The 20991-nt window shown below is 63.5% G+C and carries 19 protein-coding genes; 12 read left to right on the forward strand and 7 right to left on the reverse strand.

What is annotated here, in order from left to right; genetic code table 11:
- Nucleotides 1-256: 256 nt before the first annotated feature.
- From frmR to E5221_RS07730, 9 genes are all read left to right on the forward strand, one after another.
- Nucleotides 257-532: a formaldehyde-responsive transcriptional repressor FrmR gene (gene frmR, locus E5221_RS07690; RefSeq protein WP_007182548.1), complete on the forward strand. Its 276-nt coding sequence runs from the start codon at nt 257-259 to the stop codon at nt 530-532.
- Between the two features lie 59 nt (nt 533-591).
- Nucleotides 592-1701, forward strand: a complete 1110-nt coding sequence (locus E5221_RS07695; protein WP_023435204.1) for an S-(hydroxymethyl)glutathione dehydrogenase/class III alcohol dehydrogenase — start codon at nt 592-594, stop codon at nt 1699-1701.
- 43 nt (nt 1702-1744) lie between these two features.
- Nucleotides 1745-2143 (forward strand): VOC family protein, encoded by a 399-nt coding sequence (locus E5221_RS07700; protein WP_023435205.1) that lies wholly within the window; start codon nt 1745-1747, stop codon nt 2141-2143.
- Between the two features lie 182 nt (nt 2144-2325).
- On the forward strand, nt 2326-3660 hold the full coding sequence (locus E5221_RS07705) for a DUF3422 family protein (RefSeq protein WP_023435206.1): 1335 nt from the start codon (nt 2326-2328) through the stop codon (nt 3658-3660).
- Between the two features lie 58 nt (nt 3661-3718).
- Nucleotides 3719-4549 (forward strand): S-formylglutathione hydrolase, encoded by an 831-nt coding sequence (fghA, locus tag E5221_RS07710; protein ID WP_023103887.1) that lies wholly within the window; start codon nt 3719-3721, stop codon nt 4547-4549.
- Nucleotides 4550-4567: 18 nt separating this feature from the next.
- A complete protein-coding gene (locus E5221_RS07715; RefSeq protein WP_023103888.1) occupies nt 4568-5875 on the forward strand; it encodes an NAD(P)/FAD-dependent oxidoreductase in 1308 nt (435 codons plus the stop codon).
- 51 nt (nt 5876-5926) lie between these two features.
- Nucleotides 5927-7240 carry a replication-associated recombination protein A gene (locus tag E5221_RS07720; RefSeq protein WP_006402503.1) on the forward strand — a complete coding sequence of 438 codons (1314 nt, stop codon included), beginning with the start codon at nt 5927-5929 and terminating at the stop codon, nt 7238-7240.
- 56 nt (nt 7241-7296) lie between these two features.
- Nucleotides 7297-9162 (forward strand): Na+/H+ antiporter NhaA, encoded by a 1866-nt coding sequence (gene nhaA / locus E5221_RS07725; RefSeq protein WP_029885974.1) that lies wholly within the window; start codon nt 7297-7299, stop codon nt 9160-9162.
- Nucleotides 9163-9187: 25 nt separating this feature from the next.
- A complete protein-coding gene (locus tag E5221_RS07730) occupies nt 9188-11839 on the forward strand; it encodes an excinuclease ABC subunit UvrA (RefSeq protein WP_029885973.1) in 2652 nt (883 codons plus the stop codon).
- 77 nt (nt 11840-11916) lie between these two features.
- On the opposite strand, the gene mobH is transcribed toward E5221_RS07730, so the two are convergent.
- Nucleotides 11917-13755, reverse strand: a complete 1839-nt coding sequence (mobH, locus tag E5221_RS07735; protein WP_023435209.1) for a MobH family relaxase — start codon at nt 13753-13755, stop codon at nt 11917-11919.
- A 317-nt stretch (nt 13756-14072) separates the two neighbouring features.
- On the opposite strand from mobH, the gene E5221_RS07740 reads away from it, so the two are divergent.
- The 3 genes from E5221_RS07740 to E5221_RS07750 all read left to right on the forward strand — a co-directional run bounded on the left by E5221_RS07740 (nt 14073) and on the right by E5221_RS07750 (nt 15788).
- Nucleotides 14073-14699 carry a hypothetical protein gene (locus E5221_RS07740; protein ID WP_029885972.1) on the forward strand — a complete coding sequence of 209 codons (627 nt, stop codon included), beginning with the start codon at nt 14073-14075 and terminating at the stop codon, nt 14697-14699.
- Nucleotides 14700-14711: 12 nt separating this feature from the next.
- Entirely contained in the window at nt 14712-15344 is a 633-nt protein-coding gene (locus tag E5221_RS07745) for an RES family NAD+ phosphorylase (RefSeq protein WP_029885971.1), read from the forward strand.
- Nucleotides 15345-15428: 84 nt separating this feature from the next.
- Nucleotides 15429-15788, forward strand: a complete 360-nt coding sequence (locus E5221_RS07750) for a DUF3742 family protein (protein ID WP_029885970.1) — start codon at nt 15429-15431, stop codon at nt 15786-15788.
- Nucleotides 15789-15792: 4 nt separating this feature from the next.
- Here the strand turns inward: E5221_RS07750 and E5221_RS07755 are convergent, their stop codons facing one another.
- From E5221_RS07755 to E5221_RS07780, 6 genes are all read right to left on the reverse strand, one after another.
- Nucleotides 15793-16146, reverse strand: coding sequence for a hypothetical protein (locus tag E5221_RS07755; protein WP_029885969.1), 354 nt, complete (start codon nt 16144-16146; stop codon nt 15793-15795).
- 91 nt (nt 16147-16237) lie between these two features.
- Entirely contained in the window at nt 16238-17761 is a 1524-nt protein-coding gene (locus E5221_RS07760; RefSeq protein WP_029885968.1) for a conjugal transfer protein TraG N-terminal domain-containing protein, read from the reverse strand.
- A 15-nt stretch (nt 17762-17776) separates the two neighbouring features.
- Entirely contained in the window at nt 17777-18133 is a 357-nt protein-coding gene (locus E5221_RS07765; protein WP_029885967.1) for a hypothetical protein, read from the reverse strand.
- Nucleotides 18130-19524: an integrating conjugative element protein gene (locus tag E5221_RS07770; RefSeq protein WP_029885966.1), complete on the reverse strand. Its 1395-nt coding sequence runs from the start codon at nt 19522-19524 to the stop codon at nt 18130-18132. The genes E5221_RS07765 and E5221_RS07770 overlap by 4 nt, the downstream gene beginning before the upstream one ends.
- 9 nt (nt 19525-19533) lie before the next feature.
- A complete protein-coding gene (locus E5221_RS07775) occupies nt 19534-20481 on the reverse strand; it encodes a TIGR03756 family integrating conjugative element protein (RefSeq protein ID WP_029885965.1) in 948 nt (315 codons plus the stop codon).
- On the reverse strand, nt 20478-20924 hold the full coding sequence (locus E5221_RS07780) for a TIGR03757 family integrating conjugative element protein (protein ID WP_029885964.1): 447 nt from the start codon (nt 20922-20924) through the stop codon (nt 20478-20480). Before E5221_RS07780 ends, E5221_RS07775 begins: the two co-directional genes overlap by 4 nt.
- Nucleotides 20925-20991: the final 67 nt, after the last annotated feature.

Below are 20991 nucleotides of genomic sequence, written 5' to 3' on the forward strand. Positions count from 1 at the left end.
CGATGAATCCGTGTACATAGGCCATGTCTATCTGCACATAGATTTTTCCAGTTTGACCAGTTTTGAACTTGCCCCGATGCTGTCGATACATGCAAAAAATATTCATTGATTTGAATGTTTTGCGCTTCTTGGGAACAAATCTGTACTAGCCTGTAAGAGTGCTCGAAGAGCACAGAATTTGTGGCGAAGTTCGGCCGCATATACTATGGGGGAGTATTGTATAATGCGGCGATGTACCCAAGTAGAGAGGTGTTCGATGCCACACAGCCCGGAAGAAAAGAAGCAAGCACTGACGCGCATCAGGCGCATCAAAGGTCAGGTAGCGACTCTTGAGCAAGCGCTTGATGCAGGTGCGGAATGTCCTGCAATTCTTCAGCAGCTTGCGGCCGTTCGTGGGGCAGTCAACGGATTGATGGCAACCGTTCTGGAGAGCTATCTGCGGGAAGAGTTTCCCAGTAGCGAAATCAGGAGCGATTCGCAGAACAAGTCCATTGACGAGACCATCTCTATCGTCCGCTCCTATCTGCGGTAGAGGCACCAGGGTGCCCTCGGTGAGGGCAAATTTAGTTAGCTAGTAAAGGAAGCGACATCATGAAATCACGTGCAGCAGTTGCCTTTGGGCCAGGAAAGCCGCTAGAAATCGTCGAGATCGACGTCGAGCCGCCGCGCAAGGGCGAGGTGCTCATCAAGATCACGAACACCGGCGTTTGTCATACCGACGCCTTCACCCTGTCGGGCGACGACCCCGAAGGTCTCTTCCCGGTCGTGCTGGGTCATGAAGGTGCGGGTATCGTCGTGGAGGTGGGTGAAGGTGTGACCAGCGTGAAGCCTGGCGATCACGTCATTCCCCTCTATACCGCCGAGTGCGGCGAGTGCCTGTTCTGCAAGTCCGGCAAGACCAACCTGTGTGTCGCGGTTCGTGCAACCCAGGGTAAGGGGCTGATGCCCGATGGTACGACTCGCTTCTCGTACAACGGTCAGCCGCTTTACCACTACATGGGCTGCTCGACCTTCAGCGAATACACGGTCGTCGCCGAAGTCTCGCTGGCCAAGATCAACCCGGACGCCAATCCCGAGCACGTCTGCCTGCTGGGCTGCGGCGTGACCACCGGCATCGGCGCCGTGCACAACACGGCCAAGGTACAGCCCGGCGACTCGGTGGCCATCTTCGGCCTCGGCGGCATCGGTCTCGCTGCGATTCAAGGTGCACGCCAGGCCAAAGCGGGCCGCATCATCGCCATCGATACCAATCCGGCGAAGTTCGAACTGGCTCGTACCTTCGGCGCGACCGAATGTCTCAACCCGAAGGACTTCGACAAGCCGATTCACGAGGTTCTGATCGAGATGACCGGCTGGGGTGTCGATCACACCTTCGAGTGCATCGGCAACGTCGACGTGATGCGTTCGGCTCTGGAAGCTGCCCACCGCGGCTGGGGCCAGTCGATCGTCATCGGCGTGGCTGGTGCTGGCAAGGAAATTTCGACCCGCCCGTTCCAGTTGGTCACCGGTCGCACCTGGAAGGGTTCGGCTTTCGGTGGGGTCAAGGGCCGCACTCAGCTTCCCGGCATGGTGGAAGACGCAATGAAAGGCGAGATCGATCTCGCCCCGTTCGTCACCCACACCATGGGCCTCGACGACATCAACAAGGCCTTCGACCTGATGCATGAAGGCAAGTCGATTCGCACGGTGATCCACTACTGATCACCCACTATCCATTCAACACCAACCACCAAGGAAATTAACCATGTCCAATCCTGTCATTTCCGGCGACGGTATCTTCTCGCACGTCTTCGTCGGCGCCGCCGACCTCCAGAAGTCGACCGCGTTCTATGACGCCGCTCTGGGTGCTCTCGGCATCAAGAACCTCGGTCCTTTCGGCAACGGATGGGTGCTTTTCGGTCGCGAAAAGCCGGCTTTCATCATCGCTCGTCCGGGCAATGGTGAAGCGCCTTCCGGCAACGGCGTGACGGTCGGCTTTGCGGCCGCCACTCCCGCCGAAGTGGACGCCTTCCACGCCGCCGGCCTTGCCGCAGGCGGCACCGACGAGGGCCAGCCCGGCCCGCGTGGCCACCTGCCGGGTGCCTATGCGGCCTACCTGCGTGATCCGGCGGGCAACAAGGTTTGCGCGTACACCTTCGTCTGAAAGCCAGGAAGCTGAGGGCGTTCTGAAAAGGCCAGCACAAGCCTCTACACGGCGAGCCTATTGGACGGACCGTGTAGAGCGGTGCCCGCTCATGAAGATCGGCCCGCAGCCATGTGCGAAACGCATGGCTGCGGGCATTTGCTTTGAAGCGTGTTTTTCAACCAATGAGAAATGAGGTCGTTATGCAAGAGCCGGCCAACATCAATACGACGACCGTACAACCCGCCCCGACCGCCACCGTGTACGGCATGCCGGCCTATGCCGATCGTGCTGCGGCCGTGGGTGAAGTGCATGCGCGCCCGCATCTGTTGATTCAGGCCCCCCGCAGCATATTGCAGCTCGCTTTCATTACCGAAGGCGATCAGGCCAGGGATCAGATGGCGATGAGTGAGTTGTCTCATCGCTTCGGCGTTGCCGAACCCGACCATGCTACGCCGCTTCACGGCGTGACATGGGATGAAGGAGACCTGCACTGCGAAAAGCACACCGAGTTCTCGACGTATCTATGGTGCGCTTCGCTGGATTCCGAGACGGGAGAGCCGTGCGGCGAAAATCCGTTCAAGCATGGATTTGTTCCTCCCGGCCCGGTCGTATCCGGCATCCGTTTGAGACTTCTTCCGTGGACGCCGGAAACGGAGAAGGAGGTCGATCGCTTCGATCCTGCCAGCCTGTGCTACTCGCTGGTGGAGAACGGCTCTGCCGCCATCCTGACCGACTTTCGACAGGATGAGGATGGCCTGACGCAGATGCTCGTCCTGGCCCGCGATTTGACCCCGGCGCGGGCGGGTGCGCTGGCTCAACGTCTGCTGGAGATCGAGACTTACCGCACCTTGGCGTTGCTGTCCTTGCCGTTGACGCGGTCGATGACGTCGGAGCTGCGGCGCATGGAGTCGCGCCTTGCGGCGATCACCGACGAGATGTGTACGAGCTTGGTGGAACGGCGCGACAGCGACGTGCTGCTGTCCGAATTGACCGCCCTGGCTGCCGAGCTGGAAGCTGGCGTTGCGGCGAATCTCTATCGCTTCGGCGCCAGCCGTGCCTACTACGAGATCGTCGAGGAAAGGCTGGCAGCGCTTTCGGAAGAAGCCGTATCCGGGTACTTCACCTGGGCGGATTTCCTGCAGCGTCGCATCGCTCCCGCCATGCGGACATGCCAATCCGTAAAGGAGCGCCAGACCAAGCTCTCCGACAAGCTGACCCGGGCCATCGCGTTGCTGCGTTCCTGGATCGACGTCGAGCTTGAACGCCAGAACCGCGATCTGCTTGCGTCGATGAACAACCGGGCCAAGATGCAATTGCGCCTTCAGCAAACCGTCGAAGGCCTGTCGGTCGCGGCAATTTCTTATTACGTCGTGAGTCTTCTCGGCTATTTACTCAAGGGCATTCCGATGGTTCACGACAGCGTGGCGCCGGTGATGGCGGTTCTGGTGCCTGCGGTGATGCTGACGATCTGGTGGATCGTGCGCAGGATCAGACACGCCCACGGTGACACGGCAGCGGAAGAGAAATCTTCCTGAAGAGCTGCCGTCCTGGTGCGCGAGAGCTGCGCCGTTCCTTTGAACATAGGAGAACACCATGGAACGCATCGAACATCACGCCAGCTTTGATGGTTGGCAGGACGTTTATCAGCATGAATCCACGACGCTCGGTTGCACGATGAAGGTCGGCGTCTATCTGCCTCCGCAGGCACAGCACAGCAAGGTGCCGGTGCTGTACTGGCTTTCAGGCCTCACCTGCACCGAGCAGAACTTCATCACCAAGTCCGCCGTCCAGCGCTACGCAGCCGAACATGGCATTGCCGTCGTCGCGCCCGATACCAGCGCACGCGGCGAAGGCGTTGCCGACGATCCCGCCTATGACCTCGGACAGGGGGCGGGTTTCTACGTCAACGCCACGCAGGAACCCTGGGCTGCGAATCATCGGATGTATGACTACGTGGTGCAGGAACTACCGGCGCTGATCGAGGCCCACTTTCCCGTGACGGCGGAGCGGAGCATCAGCGGCCATTCCATGGGCGGGCATGGCGCCCTGGTCATCGCCCTGCGCAACCCGGGCCGTTATCGAAGCGTCTCGGCCTTCTCGCCCATCGTCGCGCCCACCCAGGTTCCCTGGGGACACAAGGCCTTCGAGGCGTACCTGGGCAGCGACCGGGAGGCGTGGAAGCAGTACGACACCGTGGAGCTGATTCGCACCGTGCAGGAGCGTCTGCCGCTGCTGGTGGATCAGGGCTTGGGCGACGAGTTCCTGGAGAGTCAGCTTCAGCCCGATCTGCTGCGCAAAGCCTGCGACGAGACGGGGCACCCGCTCACGTTGAATCTGCGCCCTGGCTACGACCACAGCTACTACTTCATTGCCAGTTTCATTGGCGAGCATATGGCATACCACGCATCGGCGCTGAAACGCTGAGAGAGATGAGATCAGGTTATGACAAAGACCTCCAAAAACCGACATCACGTCGTCATTATCGGAGCGGGCTTCGGCGGGATCGAGGTTGCCAACGAGCTTGCTGGTGCCGAGGTCGATGTGACGATCATCGATCGGCGCAATCATCACCTGTTCCAACCCTTGCTTTACCAGGTTGCAGGGGCGTCACTTTCGACATCCGAGATCGCATGGCCTATTCGCTATCTCTTCCGCAATCGCCCGGAAGTGAACACCTTGATGGCGGAAGTGGAAGGCATCGACCAGGACGCGCGTCAGGTCATTCTCAACAATGGCTCACGCCAAACCTACGACACGCTCGTACTCGCGACAGGCGCTACCCATGCCTATTTCGGACACGACGAATGGGGGGCTTTTGCGCCGGGGTTGAAGACGCTGGAAGATGCCACGGCCATTCGGGGCCGAATCCTCGCGGCTTTCGAGGAGGCCGAGCTCACGAGCGATCCTCAGCAGCGTGCCGCGCTGCAGACGTTCGTCATCATCGGTGGTGGTCCCACCGGGGTTGAATTGGCCGGGACCATCGCCGAGCTTGCACGAGACACGCTGGCGCGTGACTTCCGCTCTATTGACCCGAGCACGTCCCGGGTTGTACTGATCGAGGCGGGCCCGCGTCTGTTGTCGGTCTTTCCAGAGGATCTTTCGGCCTATACGCGCCAGGCACTCGAAAAGCTCGGGGTCGAGGTCGTGCTGGGTACGCCGGTCACCGAATGCTCGGCCGACGGCGTGGTGTATGGCGGCAAGCCCCTTTCGGCCAAGACCATCGTCTGGGCCGCAGGGGTCAAGGCGTCTCCCGCGGCTCGCTGGTTGGGTGCTGCGTCTGATCGTGCGGGTCGAGTGGTCGTTGGTCCCGACCTGACGGTGGCTGGTCGCCCGGAGGTCTTCGCCATCGGCGATACCGCCTCGTGCACTATGGCCGACGGGAAGCCCGTACCGGGCATCGCCCCGGCCGCCAAACAGCAAGGGAAGTACGTCGCCAACCTCATTGGACGGCGTTTGAAAGGCAAGTCCGCTGACGGGCCTTTCATATACCGGCATCAGGGGAACCTGGCCACCATCGGCCGCAGCCTGGCCGTGATTGACATGGGGCGGGTTAAGCTGCGTGGTGCCTTTGCGTGGTGGATCTGGAAGCTCGCGCATATCTACTTTCTGATCGGTACGCGAAATCGTCTCAGCGTCGCTTTGAGCTGGGTATGGAACCACAGCATCGGCTACCGCGGCTCTCGCATCATCATGCATGCGATTGCCGACAAAGAGCCCACAGCGTTGGATAAATCCGGCTCTCTGGATTGAGGTGCCCACCTTATCGGAACGTCAACTATCAGAAATGCCAGGGAGAGCAACTTGACCGATCTATTCACGACAAAGCCCAAGCCTCCCTTGGCCGAACTCCTGCGGCCCAAGACGCTGGATGAATTCGTCGGGCAACGGCACTTGCTCGGCCCCGGCAAGCCGCTGCGTCTCGCGTTCGAGGCGGGCAAGTTGCACTCGTTCATCCTCTGGGGGCCGCCAGGCGTGGGCAAGACCACCCTGGGGCGCCTGGCCGCCAGTGCGACCGACAGCCGATTCATCGCCATCTCGGCCGTGCTGGCCGGGGTGAAGGACATCCGGCAAGCCATCGACGAGGCCCAGGCTGAACTGGACAACCATGGTCGATCGACGGTGCTTTTCGTCGATGAGATCCATCGCTTCAACAAGGCGCAGCAGGATGCCCTGCTGCCCCATGTCGAGTCGGGGCTCCTGACCCTGGTGGGGGGGACGACCGAGCATCCGGGGTTGGCGGTCAATTCCGCACTGCTCTCGCGCGCGCAGGTCTATACCCTCGAACCGCTGTCCAGCGACGAACTGAACCAGCTCTACGAACGCGCACTGCCGCATCTCCAGGGCGTCAAGTTGGACGCGGACGCGCTGGACCTGCTAAAGGGCTTTGCCGATGGCGATGGCAGGCGCTTCCTCAATCTGCTTGAGCAGGTGACGAATGCGGCGTCGGGCGCGGGCAAGACCGTGGTCGATGGCGAGTTCGCCAATCTGTCCACGAGTCCATCGCTGCGCAGGTTCGACAAGGGCGGTGACGAGTTCTACTGGCAGCTCTCAGCCTTCCACAAGTCGCTACGGGGCTCCGACCCCGATGCGGCCCTGTATTGGCTGGCCCGCATCCTCGACGGCAGCGGCGACGTGAGCCAGGTGACCCGCCGCATGGTGGTGATGGCCAGCGAAGACATCGGCAATGCCGACCCGCAGGCGCTGCAACTGGCACTCAATGCCGCGCTGGCCTACGACAGGCTGGGCTCACCCGAAGGCGAGATACCGCTGGCCCAGGCGGTGACTTACCTCGCTCTGGCCCCCAAGTCGAATGCCGCCTATGCCGCCTGGGATCAGGCCAAGGCATTCGTCAAGCGCAGCGGCTCCCAGGCTGTGCCGCTCCATCTTCGCAATGCGCCGACGAAGCTGATGAAGCAGATGGGCTATCGCGAAGGCTACCGCTACGCGCATGATGAGCCCAACGGCTATGCCGCTGGGCAAACCTATTTTCCCGAGGGCGTGGCGCGGCCGGGCTGGTACCAGCCAACGGACAGGGGCGTCGAGCGAAGGCTGGGAGAAAGGCTCACTTGGCTGCGCTCGCTCGATGACGCGACGCCGCTAAGCCCGTACACTTGACCGATATCCCCCCCGAAATCGGCCCATCGCTACCTCACGAACTACAGAATAAGAACATGCCAGACGCTTCTCTCGGTGAATCCTCTGCGAATATCAGACGGAGTCGAGTTGCCCGCTATCTACGCACTGAGTCCGGGGCGGCGGTGCTGCTGGTGATCGTCACGGTTGTGGCGCTGGCGTGGGCGAACTCGCCGCTATCCGATGCCTATTTCGGGTTGTGGCACCTGGACGTCGGGTTCAACTTTGGGCCATTGGGCCTGCACATGGATCTGCATCACTGGGTCAACGACGGCCTGATGGTCGTCTTCTTCTTCCTGATCGGCCTGGAGGTGCGTCAGGAGTTCGCCCACGGATCGCTCCGGGATCGCAGCCGTGCCGGTCTCGCCCTGATCGCGGGTGTCGCGGGTGTCGTGCTTCCCGCTCTGGTGTACGTCCTGCTCGTGGGGCTGGCCGGAGGTCAGGGCCTGCACGGGTGGGGTGCGGTGGTCGGCACCGATACGGCGTTCATGCTGGGCACCCTGGCGATCGTCGGTCCGCGGCTGTCCGGTCAGTTGCGTGTGTTCCTGCTCACCCTGACCGTGGTCGATGACTTCCTCGCCGTGTCCATCATCGGCATCGTCTATAGCGAGGAGATCCGGGTCGTCCCGTTGTTGATCGCCCTCGCCAGTCTCGTTGCGCTGTGGTGGCTGGGGCGCACCCGCCAGTGGCGGGCAATGCCGTATGTGCTGATCGTGATCGTGCTGTGGCTCGCAACCCTGTACTCCGGCATCCATGCCTCCCTCGCCGGGATGGCCGCGGGGCTGCTGATCCCCGCCTATGCGACGCAACGTCACGGGGTCGTTGCGGCAAGACAACTGTTCCGCGACTTCTGGCAGTCGCCGAGTGCCGCATCGGCCCGCGCGGTGGACTGCGGGCTGTCCCGGGGTATCTCGGTGAACGAGCGATTGCACGAGTTCCTGCGGTTGCCGACGGCGCTGCTGATCGTGCCGATCTTCGCCTTGGCGAACGCCGGGGTGGACCTGCGTGGCGGGCTGCTCGCTGAGGCCTTCGGCTCGCCCGTGACCTGGGGCGTCATCGCGGGGCTCGTGCTCGGCAAGCTCCTGGGCATCGGGCTCACCACGCTCGTCGCCGTCCGTCTCGGCCTGGGCCGGCTGCCCGAGGGCGTCGGGGTGGGGAGCGTGTTCGGTGGGGCGGCGCTGTCCGGGATCGGCTTCACCGTGTCGCTGCTGATCATCGGGCTCGCGTTCGGCACGACCTCCGACCTGGGCCGCCAGGCGACGGTCGGCGTGCTCGTGTCGATGATGCTCGCCACGTTGCTCGGGTGGCTCATCTTCAAGGTTGCCGCTCGCAGGTGGGGTGAGGAGACCGCCGATCTGCCGATGGTGCTTGAGCCGCCGGTCGATCCCGAGGTCGATCACATTCGCGGGCCAGAGGACGCGCAGCTCACGCTGGTGGAGTACGTGGACTTCGAGTGCGAGTACTGTGCGCACGCTACCGGTTCTTGGGAGGATCTGCGCGCCCACTTCGGGGACGACCTGCGGTATGTGGTGCGCCACTTGCCGCACCACCCGCATGGGCCGATCGCCGCGCGTGCGTCCGAGGCGGCATCGAATCAGGGGATGTTCTGGCCGTGGCTGGACTTCGTGTTCACCCGTCAGCACGCGCTGGAGCGCGAGGATCTGATCGGCTACGCCGCAGAGCTTGGGCTCGACGTCGATCGGTTCATCGCGGATCTCGACAGCCCTGCGGTGATCGAGCGTGTCGAGCGCGACCTCGCCAGTGCGGTCGCCAGCGGTGCGCACGCCACGCCGACGTTCTTCGTCGAGGGTCGCCGCCTGCGCGGCAGCTACGACGCCCGCTCTGTCACCGCAGCGCTCGAAGCTAGCCGCCGCGGCACCCGAACTCAGGAAGTCCCGTCCTGAGCGGGACGAACTACCGGATAAAAACATGCCAAACAATTCTTTCGGTGAATCCTCTTGTACCGCTGCCGCCAGCGGCATGGTGGAAGTGCGCGGCGCGCGCGAGCACAACCTCAAGGACGTGGATGTCGCCATCCCGCGTAACGCGCTGGTGGTGTTCTCGGGTGTCTCCGGCTCCGGGAAGTCCTCGCTGGCCTTTGGCACCATCTATGCCGAGGCCCAGCGGCGCTACTTCGAGTCGGTGGCCCCCTATGCGCGGCGACTGATCGACCAGGCCGGCGTACCGGACGTCGATGCGATCGACGGCCTACCGCCGGCGGTGGCGCTGCAACAGCAGCGGGGCTCCAGCAACGCGCGTTCCTCTGTGGGCAGTGTGACCACCTTGTCCAGCCTGGTGCGGATGATGTATTCGCGCGCTGGCGCCTACCCAGCCAACCAGCCCATGCTGTACGCCGAGGATTTTTCGCCCAACACGCCGCAGGGAGCGTGCCCGACCTGCCACGGCCTGGGCCATGTGTACGAGGTGACCGAGGCCAACATGGTGCCCGATCCCTCCCTGAGCATCCGCGAGCGGGCGATCGCCTCCTGGCCCCCCGCCTGGCAAGGCCAGAACCTGCGCGACATCCTGGTCAGCATGGGCTACGACGTTGACCGACCGTGGAAGGACCTGCCGAAGAAGGATCGCGACTGGATTCTGTTCACCGAGGAAACACCGACGGTGCCGGTGTACGCCGGCTTCACGCCTGCCGAGACCCGCGCCGCGCTCAAACGCAAGATGGAGCCGAGCTACATGGGCACCTTCACCAGCGCCCGACGGTATTTGCTGCACACCTTTGCCAACACCCAGAGCGCGCTGATGAGAAAGCGCGTGTCCCGGTTCATGGAGGGCAAACCGTGCCCCACCTGCCACGGCAAGCGGCTCAAGCCCGAGGCGCTGTCGGTCACGTTCGCCGGCGTGGACATCGGCGAGTTCATGCAGATGCCGCTGGATCAGTTGGCGGCCTTGCTCGAACCCATCGCCCAGGGCGATTTCCGCGCCCATGCAGCGGGGGCGGCTACGGACAAGGAAGCGACCCGACGCGACCGTGCCGAACGCGCGGCCTCCGGCCGCGCCGTCCATGCGGTATCGCCCGACGTGCGCCGCACCTCGGCGCTATCGGAAGAAAAGCGCCTCGCCGCGCAGCGCCTGGCCGGTGGCGTGATGGCGCGCCTGCGTCAACTGCGTGGGCTGGGTTTGGGTTACCTGACGCTGGACCGAGCCACGCCGACGCTTTCGGCCGGCGAGTTGCAACGCCTGCGGTTGGCCACGCAATTGAGTTCCCTGCTGTTCGGCGTCGTGTACGTGCTCGACGAACCCTCGGCGGGCCTGCATCCCTCCGACAGCCAGGCCCTGTACGACGCGCTCGACCGGCTGCGCGATGCGGGTAACTCGGTGTTCGTGGTGGAGCACGACCTTGACCTGATGCGCCGCGCGCAATGGCTGGTCGATGTCGGGCCGGATGCCGGGGAGCGTGGCGGCCGCGTGCTCTACAGCGGCGAACCGGATGGCCTGCGCAAGATTGCCGAATCGCGTACTGCACGCTACCTGTTCGACGAGATCCCCGCGCCGGGAAGCCGAGCACGCGAAGCGACCGGCTGGCTGGAGCTGCAGGGCATTCACCGCCACAACCTGCATGGCGTGGATGCACGCATTCCGCTGGGCGTGCTAACAGCCGTCACGGGTATCTCCGGCTCCGGCAAATCCAGCCTCGTCGCGCAGGCCCTGCCGGAGTTGGTGCTGCTACACCTGGGCCACGAGCCTGAAGACGATGCGGCCGATAACGCCACCAGTGAAGGGCCGGCCGTGATCGAAGCGACCGGTGGTCATCTGGCGGGCGACGTGGACGCCATACAGCGCCTGGTGCAGGTGGACCAGAAACCGATTGGGCGCACGCCGCGGTCGAACCTGGCTACCTACACCGGCCTGTTCGATCATGTACGCAAGCTGTTCGCCGCCACGCCCGATGCGCGACGCCGCCGCTATGACGCCGGACGGTTCTCGTTCAACGTTGCCAAGGGGCGCTGCGAGACTTGCGAGGGCGAGGGTTTCGTGAGCGTGGAACTGCTGTTCATGCCCAGCGTGTACGCGCCGTGCCCTACGTGCCATGGCGCACGCTACAACGAGGCCACGCTGAAGGTGCAGTGGAACGGGCGCAACATCGCCGAGGTGTTGCAGATGACCGTGGACGAGGCCAGCGAATTCTTCGAGGGTGAAGATGCGGTGGCAAGGCCACTGCAACTGCTGCGTGATATCGGACTGGGCTATCTGCGCCTGGGGCAACCGGCCACTGAGCTTTCCGGTGGCGAGGCGCAGCGCATCAAGCTGGCGACCGAGCTTCAGCGCAGCCAGCGCGGCCGAAGCCTGTACGTGCTCGACGAGCCGACCACCGGACTGCATGCGTCGGATGCCGACCGGCTGCTGGTGCAGTTGCAGCGCCTGGTCGATGCCGGCAATACCGTGGTGATGATCGAGCACGACATGCGCGCGGTGGCCCAGGCCGACTGGGTGATCGACGTGGGGCCGGGCGCGGGCGCTGCCGGCGGCAGCATCGTAGTGGCGGGTTCCCCTCAGCAGGTGGCCCGAACGTCTGGCAGCCGAACCGCTCCGTTCCTTGCACAGGAGTTGGCGCGGGCCGAGTAGCTCAGTTCGCTAAATGTTGCCAGCTTTCGCGGGGCATTGATCGCCACACGGTGGTGGCGATCAATGCCCGAATCGCGTCATCCTTCCTGAGTCAGAGCAAGATAGGGATTGTTGGGCGGTATTTCGGGGAATGCCAAGGACCCATCTTCCAGGAGGTAGCCATGCAGTCGGCGGGACTTCCTCGGGCCCGTGACTTCACAAGTCCAAATGTTCAGGCCATTGGGGTGCTTGCGATGTAGCTGCAGCTTCTCGAAGCGCTTCTGCATCCACTGCCAATCCTGTTGATTCTCCTGCTTGGCAAGCGCGCCCACTTCGGGATGCTCCTGCGCATAGCGTTGGAACACACCAGGGCTGACCAGGTAGGCCGTGTCATTCACCGTATGCACGAGCGCCTTCGCGTCGTTGATGATGAGCCGTCGTGAGGCGATTCCCTGCTTCAGCCAAGCCATGAAATGTTCCCCGGATGGCTTCGTCGCCGATGACAGAGGCGTAGGCGCAGGTGCAGGTGATGGAAGGGAGGTTGCGGCTGTCGCTGGCGTGGGAGTGTGGAAGAACTCCTCGGCATCCTGGCCAACGCCGGCCGACTCACCCAAGCCCACCATCGCGAGCAAGTCCTCCATGACGTCGGGCATGGGCTGGGCTGCGGGAGGTGAAACGATGGTGGTGCCGTCGCCCTCCCAAATTGGAGGTTCTTGACCTCCCTGCGCTGGTTTCCCCGAGACAGTAGGCGCGGGAGCCGACGTGCTGGCATCGTTTTCTGCGGGCGTCGCGTCGATCTCTACCGTGCCTGCGAAAGGTGCTGGTCGCTCGCCAGACTCCCAGATCAGCGCGGGAGCGAGACGCAACAGGGTGAACGAATGGGACCAGCCGGTCGTGCTGGTCACGGTCGCGCGCCAGACCGCTTTGCCGTCCGAGGTAGGCTGGAGCATGCCGTGATCCTGCAGCACGTTGAACACGGCAGTGTTGTTCGCAGGAATGCCATCGATCCCTTGAGACAGGAGATGTGCGCGCAGTTTGTCCGAGACTGTCTTGCTCACCAGCCACAAACCATCCTCGGTGAGCCAGCCATCGGAGGCTTCCGGCTGGTTCAGCTTCAACTGTTCCTTGAGCAGGTAGCGCAACCCGTCCAGCAGCTTGCGTTGCAGTGCGTGCTTGGGCGCTGCCATGGCGCGGGCTGGATCGCCGCCCAACTCCTGAGCCACGGAAGCGCGGTCGGCCTGTACGACCAGTTCTCCCAGCACGCCGGCGTGCTCGTACTGTCCGGCCAGGACGTAAAGCAGCGGTGCCCAGAGAGATGGATAGCCGCTGAGCCAGTCCAGGATGTGGCGATCGAGCAGTTGGCGGTAGAGCAACCCCGTCGCGGCGCTGTGCAGGCGGTACTCGCGGTCTTCGCGGTAGCGGAATCGGTATGGCTGGACCAGAGGGTCATGCCACGGATGCCACACGGTCCCGTCGGCCAGTTCGACGTGCAGATCGACGGCGATCTTGCCAACGTCGTGGAGCAGCGCGGCATAGGCGACGGCGGCGGTCCAGGCCTCAGACTGCGCCGCCTGATCCTCGGGACTGGCACCGATGGGTAGCAAATGGGACTGCCGGAGCTTCAGGCTGTAGGCGACGATTTCCAGGCCGTGGTCCAGCATGCCGCCGGGGTATGCGTGATGATGCGCCTCGGAAGCCGGGAAGGCCTGGACCAGCTCGGCGTAGCGTTCCAGCGGCGCCCGGTACAAGGTGGCGAACTGCCTGCGCGAGAGCGACGTGCGCTGCCAGATGTGTTCCAGCAGCTTCTGTCGGCGCGGCGTCGCCAGCAGCGAAGCGGCCGACCCAGGCCGCAGCAGCCCTTTCGGGAGATCGATGGCGGGTGCTGGCGATGGATCGGCAGCGACCGAGGGCCGTTTTCGCTGGAACAGGGAGAGCATGTGAGGTGTCCTAATGACGGGCCGACCGGGAGGCCTTTTGGCCTTTTCGAGGTAGGGCCTTTCCCCTTGCACCCCATTCCCTTGCCATTTCGGCCCTTTGGCCTTTAACCGTTTCGGTATAGCGGGGCTTGGATTGCGGCTCCACCGTCAATGTGGAACTCGCTCGAATGCATTGGACGGCGACCAGGCGCTGGCCTCGGTCTATGCTGCGAAGACGCTGCTTCCGCCAGGTAGGTTGCTCTCTAGGCGACAAAGTTGACAAGCGCGACAAAGGCGACTAGAGTGAATCCTGTCTCAAACCTACTCGGGAGATGACCATGCCCACTGCCATTGAATTCATTGCCGACCGTCTGCCGCGCGTCACGGTGGAAGATGTGCGCCGCTTCGCGGATACCGTCGAAATCCGGGATGCCACGGCTTTCGCGGCCGAGTTGCAGGCGTTCGTCCACGAGCGTGTGGAAGCGGTGACACTGCCCGCTAACTTGGAGGGCGAGACCGTTGGTCAGGCCCTTGCACGCAAGGCGGCCGCGCTGCGCGCCGACACGCGCTGGGCACCGAATGAAACCGACGTCCAGCGAGGCCGCGCTGTGCTGCTGGAAGCCTTCAACCAGCCGCACAACCTGCCGCCCACCGAGTTCGCCAAGCTGGCGGACAAGTCGCGCCAGCAGATCTACAAGGACATCCTCGCGCGTCGGCTGCTGGCGCTGAACGTTGGGCCGCGCGGTCAGAAGCTGCCCGACTGGCAGCTCGACCCGGTAAAGCAGCAGTTGACCCAAACCGTGCTTCAGGAGGTCGAGGGTATCGATCACTGGACGATCTACCGCGCACTGTCCGAACCGCTCGAAGGCTTGGGCGGTCGCTCGCCGGTGGATGCGGTGACGCATGGCACGATCGACGACGTGGCCGAGGCCGTGTTCAACGTGCTGGGCGTTCAGGTGCATTGAAGCGAGACCGCCATGAGCCACGAGCTGCCTTCGTTCCTGATCGATGCCGGTGAACTGCTCCAGCATGTGAGCCGCGTCGTCTATCGGGGCAGCCCGCTGTACTATGGCCGCGGCAGCACCAATCGCTACGACGACCCGGCCCGGGCCTACGGCGTGCTCTACCTGGGGCGCGACCTGCCCACGGCGCTGATGGAGTCGGTGTTTCACAAGCATCAGTGGCTTGATGACGCGAAGCGCTCGATCGCGTTGAAAGAAGTCCAGGGCAGGATGGTGCGCGCCGTAGGGGTGGTGGCCGACGTGCTTCTGGCCGATCTCACGGCACCGGGCGTCATGGCGGGCTACTTTGGTCTGAACCTGGAGCAGTTGGCCAGCCGTGACTACACGCACACGCAGCAGGTGTCCGCCCAGGTGCATGCGATGCTCGGCGACGACGGCCAGCCGCTGTTCGACGGGGTGCTCTATCCGTCGCGCAACAACTATCCCGCCAAGAGCATCGCGCTGTTCGAGCGTGCGGAAACGAAGGTCAGCGTCATCGAGGACATCGATCTGGTTGACCATGCGGACTGGCCGCGTTTCGTTGCCACCTACCGCATCGGCGTGGAACCCGACCCCGGCCCGGTAGAACCGGATGACGGATCGTCCTGAAGCAGAAAGAGAACATATTGAAGCCCCAATCTGAATGACGTGGAGCACACCGGAATAGGCATCCCTCAGTAGCAGGAGACGACCATGAATACCACAACCCGCACCAGCACTGCAGAACGTCTCGGCCGCGCCTTTGGCCGCGGATGGCGCGCCTATGCTCGCGGCGAACGGCGGGCGTCGAACTGGCTGGTATCCAAGGGACTGCCGCGAGCTGGCGCCGCCGCGATTGTGTGGATAGTCAAGCTGGCCGCGCTCGGAGTGTTGCTCTACAGCACCTTCTGGCTGGCTCTGCTGCTGGTGTTGGTCATGGTGGTTGCCTGGATGGCCCGCAATGCCGACCTGGGCGATGAATTGCCCGAGCCAGAGTGGCGAAACGGACCAGCAGGGTTTGGCCTATACACCTACGACGGTTTTCGCATTGATCCTCATGTCGAGGACGATTAATTCGTCACAGAGCTGTGTTCTGGAGGTGCCGATAAATCTGCTCGCGTACTTCGGTGTCTGCCACTCCCCAGGTTTTCACCTGCTTTCGGATAGCGCGTGGAAGGTTGAGCAGAACCTCGTGGAGATCGGTATCGGACAGGGATTTGCCGGTCGCATCCAACACTGTGTCATGAAGGTTTGCCATGCACGCTTCAAGGTCATGTGCTTGATCATCAGCCGCAGCAAAATCTGCTGAGCCGTCTAGATGAATTGGGCCAGTGATGAAATCGACCCCTTGCAGCCGAAGCACGGCTTCGAGCACCGACTTTCCCTCGCCGCTCGGCACGATGGATGGGTAGCGAAGAGTGTTGGTGGTCATCGTGTGAAATCCTGGCGTTGCAGTTGGTCAGGATCGCTGCATCTTTCCCTACGATAAGCCTACTACGCCGCGGGGGTTGTCGGCGCAAAGATCACTTTTTCCCCACTGCATTGATCGCAATACTTCCACCCTTGCCGCCAGCGGCCTTGGCATCTCCGGTGGCCCCGGCGAGGCCTTGCAGCACGTTGCCGGCACGAACGCCCGCCCAAGCCAAGGCCATGATCCAGAATGTAGGCAGCACGATGAACATCGTGCCCATGACGAACATCAGGAGCAGGTCGCCAAAGGCATTGTTCAACCCCACCAGCGGATCGAAGTTAGTGTGTGGCCGGTTCCAGCCGAAGCCCCACCCATAGAGCGCATCGAGGATGGTGCTGTCGATCCAGCGTGCGAGTTGGAACCAGAAATCGGTGAAGAACAGCGCGAACTGCACGACGCTGACGGTGACGACCGTCTTCAGGTCATAGGTTCCGACGACCAGTACGAGCGGGATGCAGATGACCAGTGCCATCTTGAGCAAGGCAAGCACCATGGGCAGCGCTTGGCGCACCACGTCCATGGCGGGAAATGCGGCAAGTGCCCCGACCGCCATTCCTACATCCCCCGTGGCCCGCGTCACGATGTTCGGCAGGGTCTTGTCGATCTGGCCGCCGTAGTCGGTATAGACCGAACCCTGGGTGAGCTTCTGCTGTCGCGGTGACGCGATGGTACGGACCACCGAATCGTCCACCTCGGTACGGCTCAGGAACCCGGCCCAGCCCGCCAAGCGATTCAACAGGCTGGGGTCCACCTGGCTCAGCAGCCGTGCCCGCAGGCCGTTGCTGCCATCGGCCCACCACTGCCTGCAGGTCGGGTAGCCGCCGCCACTGGCCACCTGCGCAAGCCCTGCGTCGCGGGTGTCGTCATAGGGCCATGACTCGCGCGCCGTGCTGGAACGGTAGCTGTCGTAGTAGCCGCCGGTATCCGTGAAAAACCTCGAACCGATCCAGGTCACGTCGTTCATTTGAGCTTCGTCCAGCTCCGGCCGCGCCATGAACAATTTAGCGCGTGCAGGTCCGTAGCAGTCGTGTGTGAAATCGGCCACTTCCTGAGCCAGAACCGGGTCATTGATGCGGGTAGCGTCGATCTCCATGCGCATCTGTCGCAGGTCTGTCCCGCACGGGATTGCCGCCACCGAGGCGCTGGTGACGGCGCGCGAGAGCGCGTGCATGAAGGCCCACCAGACCGGCACCTTGGCACTCTGGTTGTTGATGGTGCTGAAGGACTGGGACCAGCCGGTATCCGTGGGCTGCGGCACGTTGACCTGGCACTGGGCCGAGCGCGAGCTGTCGTACTGAATTGTGTTGAGGTCCACGTCGATGAAGGGGATGCCGGCGAACATCACCACCACGATGGCGACGAACACCCGGTTCTCGATGCGTGCGGCCGAGAGCACGCCCTTGTTGCCTTCGTCGGCACCTTCCGCACGGGCCTTAAGCCATTCCTGCACGATGATCGCCACGAAGGGCAGTGCGAATACCCCGCTGGATACCAGTACCGCCCAGATGCCGTTGTTGACGATCCAGGACACCAAGGTCAGGTAGTACTCCAGGTAGTCGGTTGTGAAAAGCGTCATGGCTCGGACTTCCCCTCAGCCCTGCATCAACAGGCTGGCTTCAAGCGCCACGATGGCAACGACGCCGGCGATCTCGCTGCGTACCAGGCGGCGCCGCGCTTGCGCGTCGTCCTCACGCGCAAGCAGCCGGCGACGCATCCAGACCCAGCCGTAGGCCGTCGCGCCATACAGGCACAGCCGCCAGACCAGGAAGTAGCCCGCTGCTGCCGCCAGCCAACGCTCCCAGCCCGCGACGCTTCCGACGAGGTAGATGCCAACGATGTTGGCACCCACGGCGACGGCCGCGAGTACCACCGTCCACAGCAGCGCCTTCGCTGCGCGCCGGTTGAACAGCCAGCGCGGGCGCAGCCAGGCCGCACGCATCAGGCTCATGGCCGGCCTCCCGGATTGCCCTTCTGCAACTGATCGAGGCGGTCAGGCACCGGATCGCCTTCGTAGATGCCACGCGAGCCCGCCGCGCGCGTGCCGTGGCGCTGGATGATCGCCATGGGCGAGTTGTTCGCCAGCTCCCGGCGCAGCTCCAGCTCGGTCTTGAGGTTGCGAATCTCGCGATCGAGCGTGTCGCTCTCGTGGTTCACCGCCTCCACGGCGAGCTGGTTGGCCGCCACGTTGGGCTCCTTCTTGCCGGTCAGCAGCGTGCGTTGCAGCAGTAGCGCCTTCTCCAGCACCGACGCCAGCGCAACCTCGGACGCCAGGCGCTGCGACAGCAGGTGCTGGTCCGGTTCGTCGCGCAGTGCCTCGACCACGCCGCGCGTGATGGGCAGCGACGCGCTGCCGGCCTCCCGCAGGTTTTCGGGCGTCGTGTTCTTCGCCTTGGAGACCAGGTCCTGGAGCGCCTGCAGCTTGGCGTCGTACTCCTCCTGGATCAGGGGCGTCAGCCCGACGCCGGGCACCGTCTCCGTCTTGGTGCAGGCGTCGCAGGTGCGCTGCTCCTTCTCGCCGAGCACCCGTGTTGCCCACTCGATGGCCGCCTGCGGCGTGGTCCAGGTTTGGCACGACAGGCTCGTGCAACTGGCCGGAGCGATTGCCGACGTGTCGGTCACCCCGCGGCCATTGACCAGGTTGTAGCCCGCGCGGGTGACGTCACCGACCACCTTGATCGCGGGCTGACCGGAGCCGCCGGCATTGCTTCCCCCGACCCAGGGCACGCCATCGTTGCCACGGCGCGTCTCGGCCTGCTCGATGGCCGAGACGGCATCCGTGCTCGAAACAGCGTCACGCAGTGCCAACCCCTCTGCCATCTGGCTCCAGCCGAGTTGGCCGCCAGCCGTTTCGGCCATCTTTTCGGCCATGGCGCGGCACGTCAGCTTCGAGCGGTCGAAATCCAGCCGCGCTTGCAGAACGCCGTTGGTGAGCAGGTTGTAGAGGCCTGGATCTGCACGCTGGATGATCAACGCCGGCAGGGACGCCACAGCACTCGTAGCACTCTGGATCACCGAGGACATGATCTGCTGAAAGCCATTGGTGACACCGTTGAGTTGATTCTTCAACGTGGTCTGAATGCTCATGTCGCCGCAGATCAGATTGCTGTTCCAGCCGACACCCACGCCGAGCGAGCGCATGCCGGCTGCGCGGCCCATCGAAACGGCGCTGCCGCCGCCGATGGAGTACATGACGTCATCGCCGATGACGTTGCCGCTGGTCTGGTAGCCTAGTTGGCCCCAGGCCACGCCGCTTGCCAGAACCAACGCGCCGGTAATCGCCAAACAGATCATCTTGCCACGAGCCGGTGGGGAGAACTGCATAGAGTCGGAACGCTTCATCGCGACACCTCAAAGGAAATCAACGCTGCCAAGGAACACCTGTCCACGGCGTTCGCAGCAGGCATACGGCCGCCACAGCGCCCAGGCGTAGTCGCCTTGCTGGGCCTGGGTCAGGAAGCCGGTGCGTGGGAAAACCGTGCAGGACGAGGACAGGACGGGCGTGAGTTCCTGCCACTTGCCAGTCGAGGCATCACCCTCCATCAGCGCGCCGGCGGGCCAGTAGCCATCGCGGGCGTTGGCAAGCAGCGGCTGGTACACGTGCAACTGCCCCCGGCGAGTGACGATATCTCCCGCACGCTGGGCCACCACGGCCCCCGATTTGTGGTCGTCGGTCTGGTGCAGGAAGCCGCCGCGGGGATACACGTTGCCCCAAAGGCTCATCGTGGTGCGTGCGCCGACCTCGCGCATGCCGGGAATCAATGCCTCCGGGTAGGCCATCTCGGGCACGTTGTAGCGCCAGGCAAGCGTGTCCAAGGTGCTGAGCAGATACGGCATGAATGCCGTTCCCGCGCCCTCGCAGAAGTAGCCCGAGGACGAAACAAACTGGTTGAACACCTCGACGCCGGGATGGCCGATCACCTCGGCGTTCTTGAATTTCGCGAGATTGTTTTCGTGATCCTCGTTCGTCGTTCCATCGCCGCCCGCTTGGGCGGACGGATTGGCCGTACTCATCGCCCGGACTTCAACCCACGGGTTCTCGCCCGTGTTGCTGTAGCTGGAGACGACCGCATCGGGGATGTAGTGGCGCACCTTGACAGAGGTGCGCACCGTGCATCCTCCCCAGGTGCAGTAGAGCCAGTAGCAGATACCCACCACCCGGTACTCCAAGCAATCGGGCGAGGCCACCGAGGCAACGATGGCGGTGGTGTTCAAGGCGTAGCTACCCGTGGCGCTGAGCAGCATCAAGGAAGCCACGCCGGCCCGCATGCGGCGCATCAGGTCGAATGGTCGCGTCATGGCTGGGTCCTCCGACGCTGCTCGATGCGCGCGACAGCGCGGGCCACATCCGGCTCGCCATAGACCACGTAGCGCTGATCCACCACGACAGCCGGGATGCTGGTGATGCCCAGGCTCCATGCGTCGGTGACGCCCTGGTATGCGGAAGCGATGCGGCGCTGTAGGTCGGCGCCGCCTTGGTTCAGCCGACGCTTGACGGTGGCCGCCGCCTGTTCGGGGGCGGCGGGCAGTTCCGCAGAAAGCTCCGCTTCAATCCGGCGGGCTTCGTCTAGCACGATCAGCCGCTCGCCGCCCATGGTCTTGACCGGGTGGTGGCTGTCGGTGACGACCAGTACGTCGGCTGCGAAGGTGACGGGGCTGAACACGGCCAGGGACGCCGGCAGCGCCACGACGAGACCAAGGGTTCGCCAGCCCGACGCGAACGTGGAAAAGGATGCCGGCATGTCGCGTGCCCCGAAAGTTGATCAGGGCCATAGTCAAACGCGAACCCGATGCCACCCCAACAAACAA

Origin of the sequence: Pseudomonas sp. A2, from assembly GCF_023100865.1 — a bacterium.
Classification (GTDB): Bacteria; Pseudomonadota; Gammaproteobacteria; order Pseudomonadales; family Pseudomonadaceae; genus Aquipseudomonas; species Aquipseudomonas asiatica.

Coding starts and splice junctions, on each gene's coding strand:
- E5221_RS07745 (WP_029885971.1), top strand. CDS start 14,712: ATGAGCCACGAGCTGCCTTCGTTCCTGATCGATGCCGGTGAACTGCTC.
- E5221_RS07695 (WP_023435204.1), top strand. CDS start 592: ATGAAATCACGTGCAGCAGTTGCCTTTGGGCCAGGAAAGCCGCTAGAA.
- nhaA (WP_029885974.1), top strand. CDS start 7,297: ATGCCAGACGCTTCTCTCGGTGAATCCTCTGCGAATATCAGACGGAGT.
- E5221_RS07760 (WP_029885968.1), bottom strand. CDS start 17,761: ATGACGCTTTTCACAACCGACTACCTGGAGTACTACCTGACCTTGGTG.
- mobH (WP_023435209.1), bottom strand. CDS start 13,755: ATGCTCTCCCTGTTCCAGCGAAAACGGCCCTCGGTCGCTGCCGATCCA.
- E5221_RS07750 (WP_029885970.1), top strand. CDS start 15,429: ATGAATACCACAACCCGCACCAGCACTGCAGAACGTCTCGGCCGCGCC.
- E5221_RS07740 (WP_029885972.1), top strand. CDS start 14,073: ATGCCCACTGCCATTGAATTCATTGCCGACCGTCTGCCGCGCGTCACG.
- E5221_RS07715 (WP_023103888.1), top strand. CDS start 4,568: ATGACAAAGACCTCCAAAAACCGACATCACGTCGTCATTATCGGAGCG.
- fghA (WP_023103887.1), top strand. CDS start 3,719: ATGGAACGCATCGAACATCACGCCAGCTTTGATGGTTGGCAGGACGTT.
- E5221_RS07730 (WP_029885973.1), top strand. CDS start 9,188: ATGCCAAACAATTCTTTCGGTGAATCCTCTTGTACCGCTGCCGCCAGC.
- E5221_RS07765 (WP_029885967.1), bottom strand. CDS start 18,133: ATGAGCCTGATGCGTGCGGCCTGGCTGCGCCCGCGCTGGCTGTTCAAC.
- E5221_RS07780 (WP_029885964.1), bottom strand. CDS start 20,924: ATGCCGGCATCCTTTTCCACGTTCGCGTCGGGCTGGCGAACCCTTGGT.
- frmR (WP_007182548.1), top strand. CDS start 257: ATGCCACACAGCCCGGAAGAAAAGAAGCAAGCACTGACGCGCATCAGG.
- E5221_RS07705 (WP_023435206.1), top strand. CDS start 2,326: ATGCAAGAGCCGGCCAACATCAATACGACGACCGTACAACCCGCCCCG.
- E5221_RS07700 (WP_023435205.1), top strand. CDS start 1,745: ATGTCCAATCCTGTCATTTCCGGCGACGGTATCTTCTCGCACGTCTTC.
- E5221_RS07755 (WP_029885969.1), bottom strand. CDS start 16,146: ATGACCACCAACACTCTTCGCTACCCATCCATCGTGCCGAGCGGCGAG.
- E5221_RS07775 (WP_029885965.1), bottom strand. CDS start 20,481: ATGACGCGACCATTCGACCTGATGCGCCGCATGCGGGCCGGCGTGGCT.
- E5221_RS07770 (WP_029885966.1), bottom strand. CDS start 19,524: ATGAAGCGTTCCGACTCTATGCAGTTCTCCCCACCGGCTCGTGGCAAG.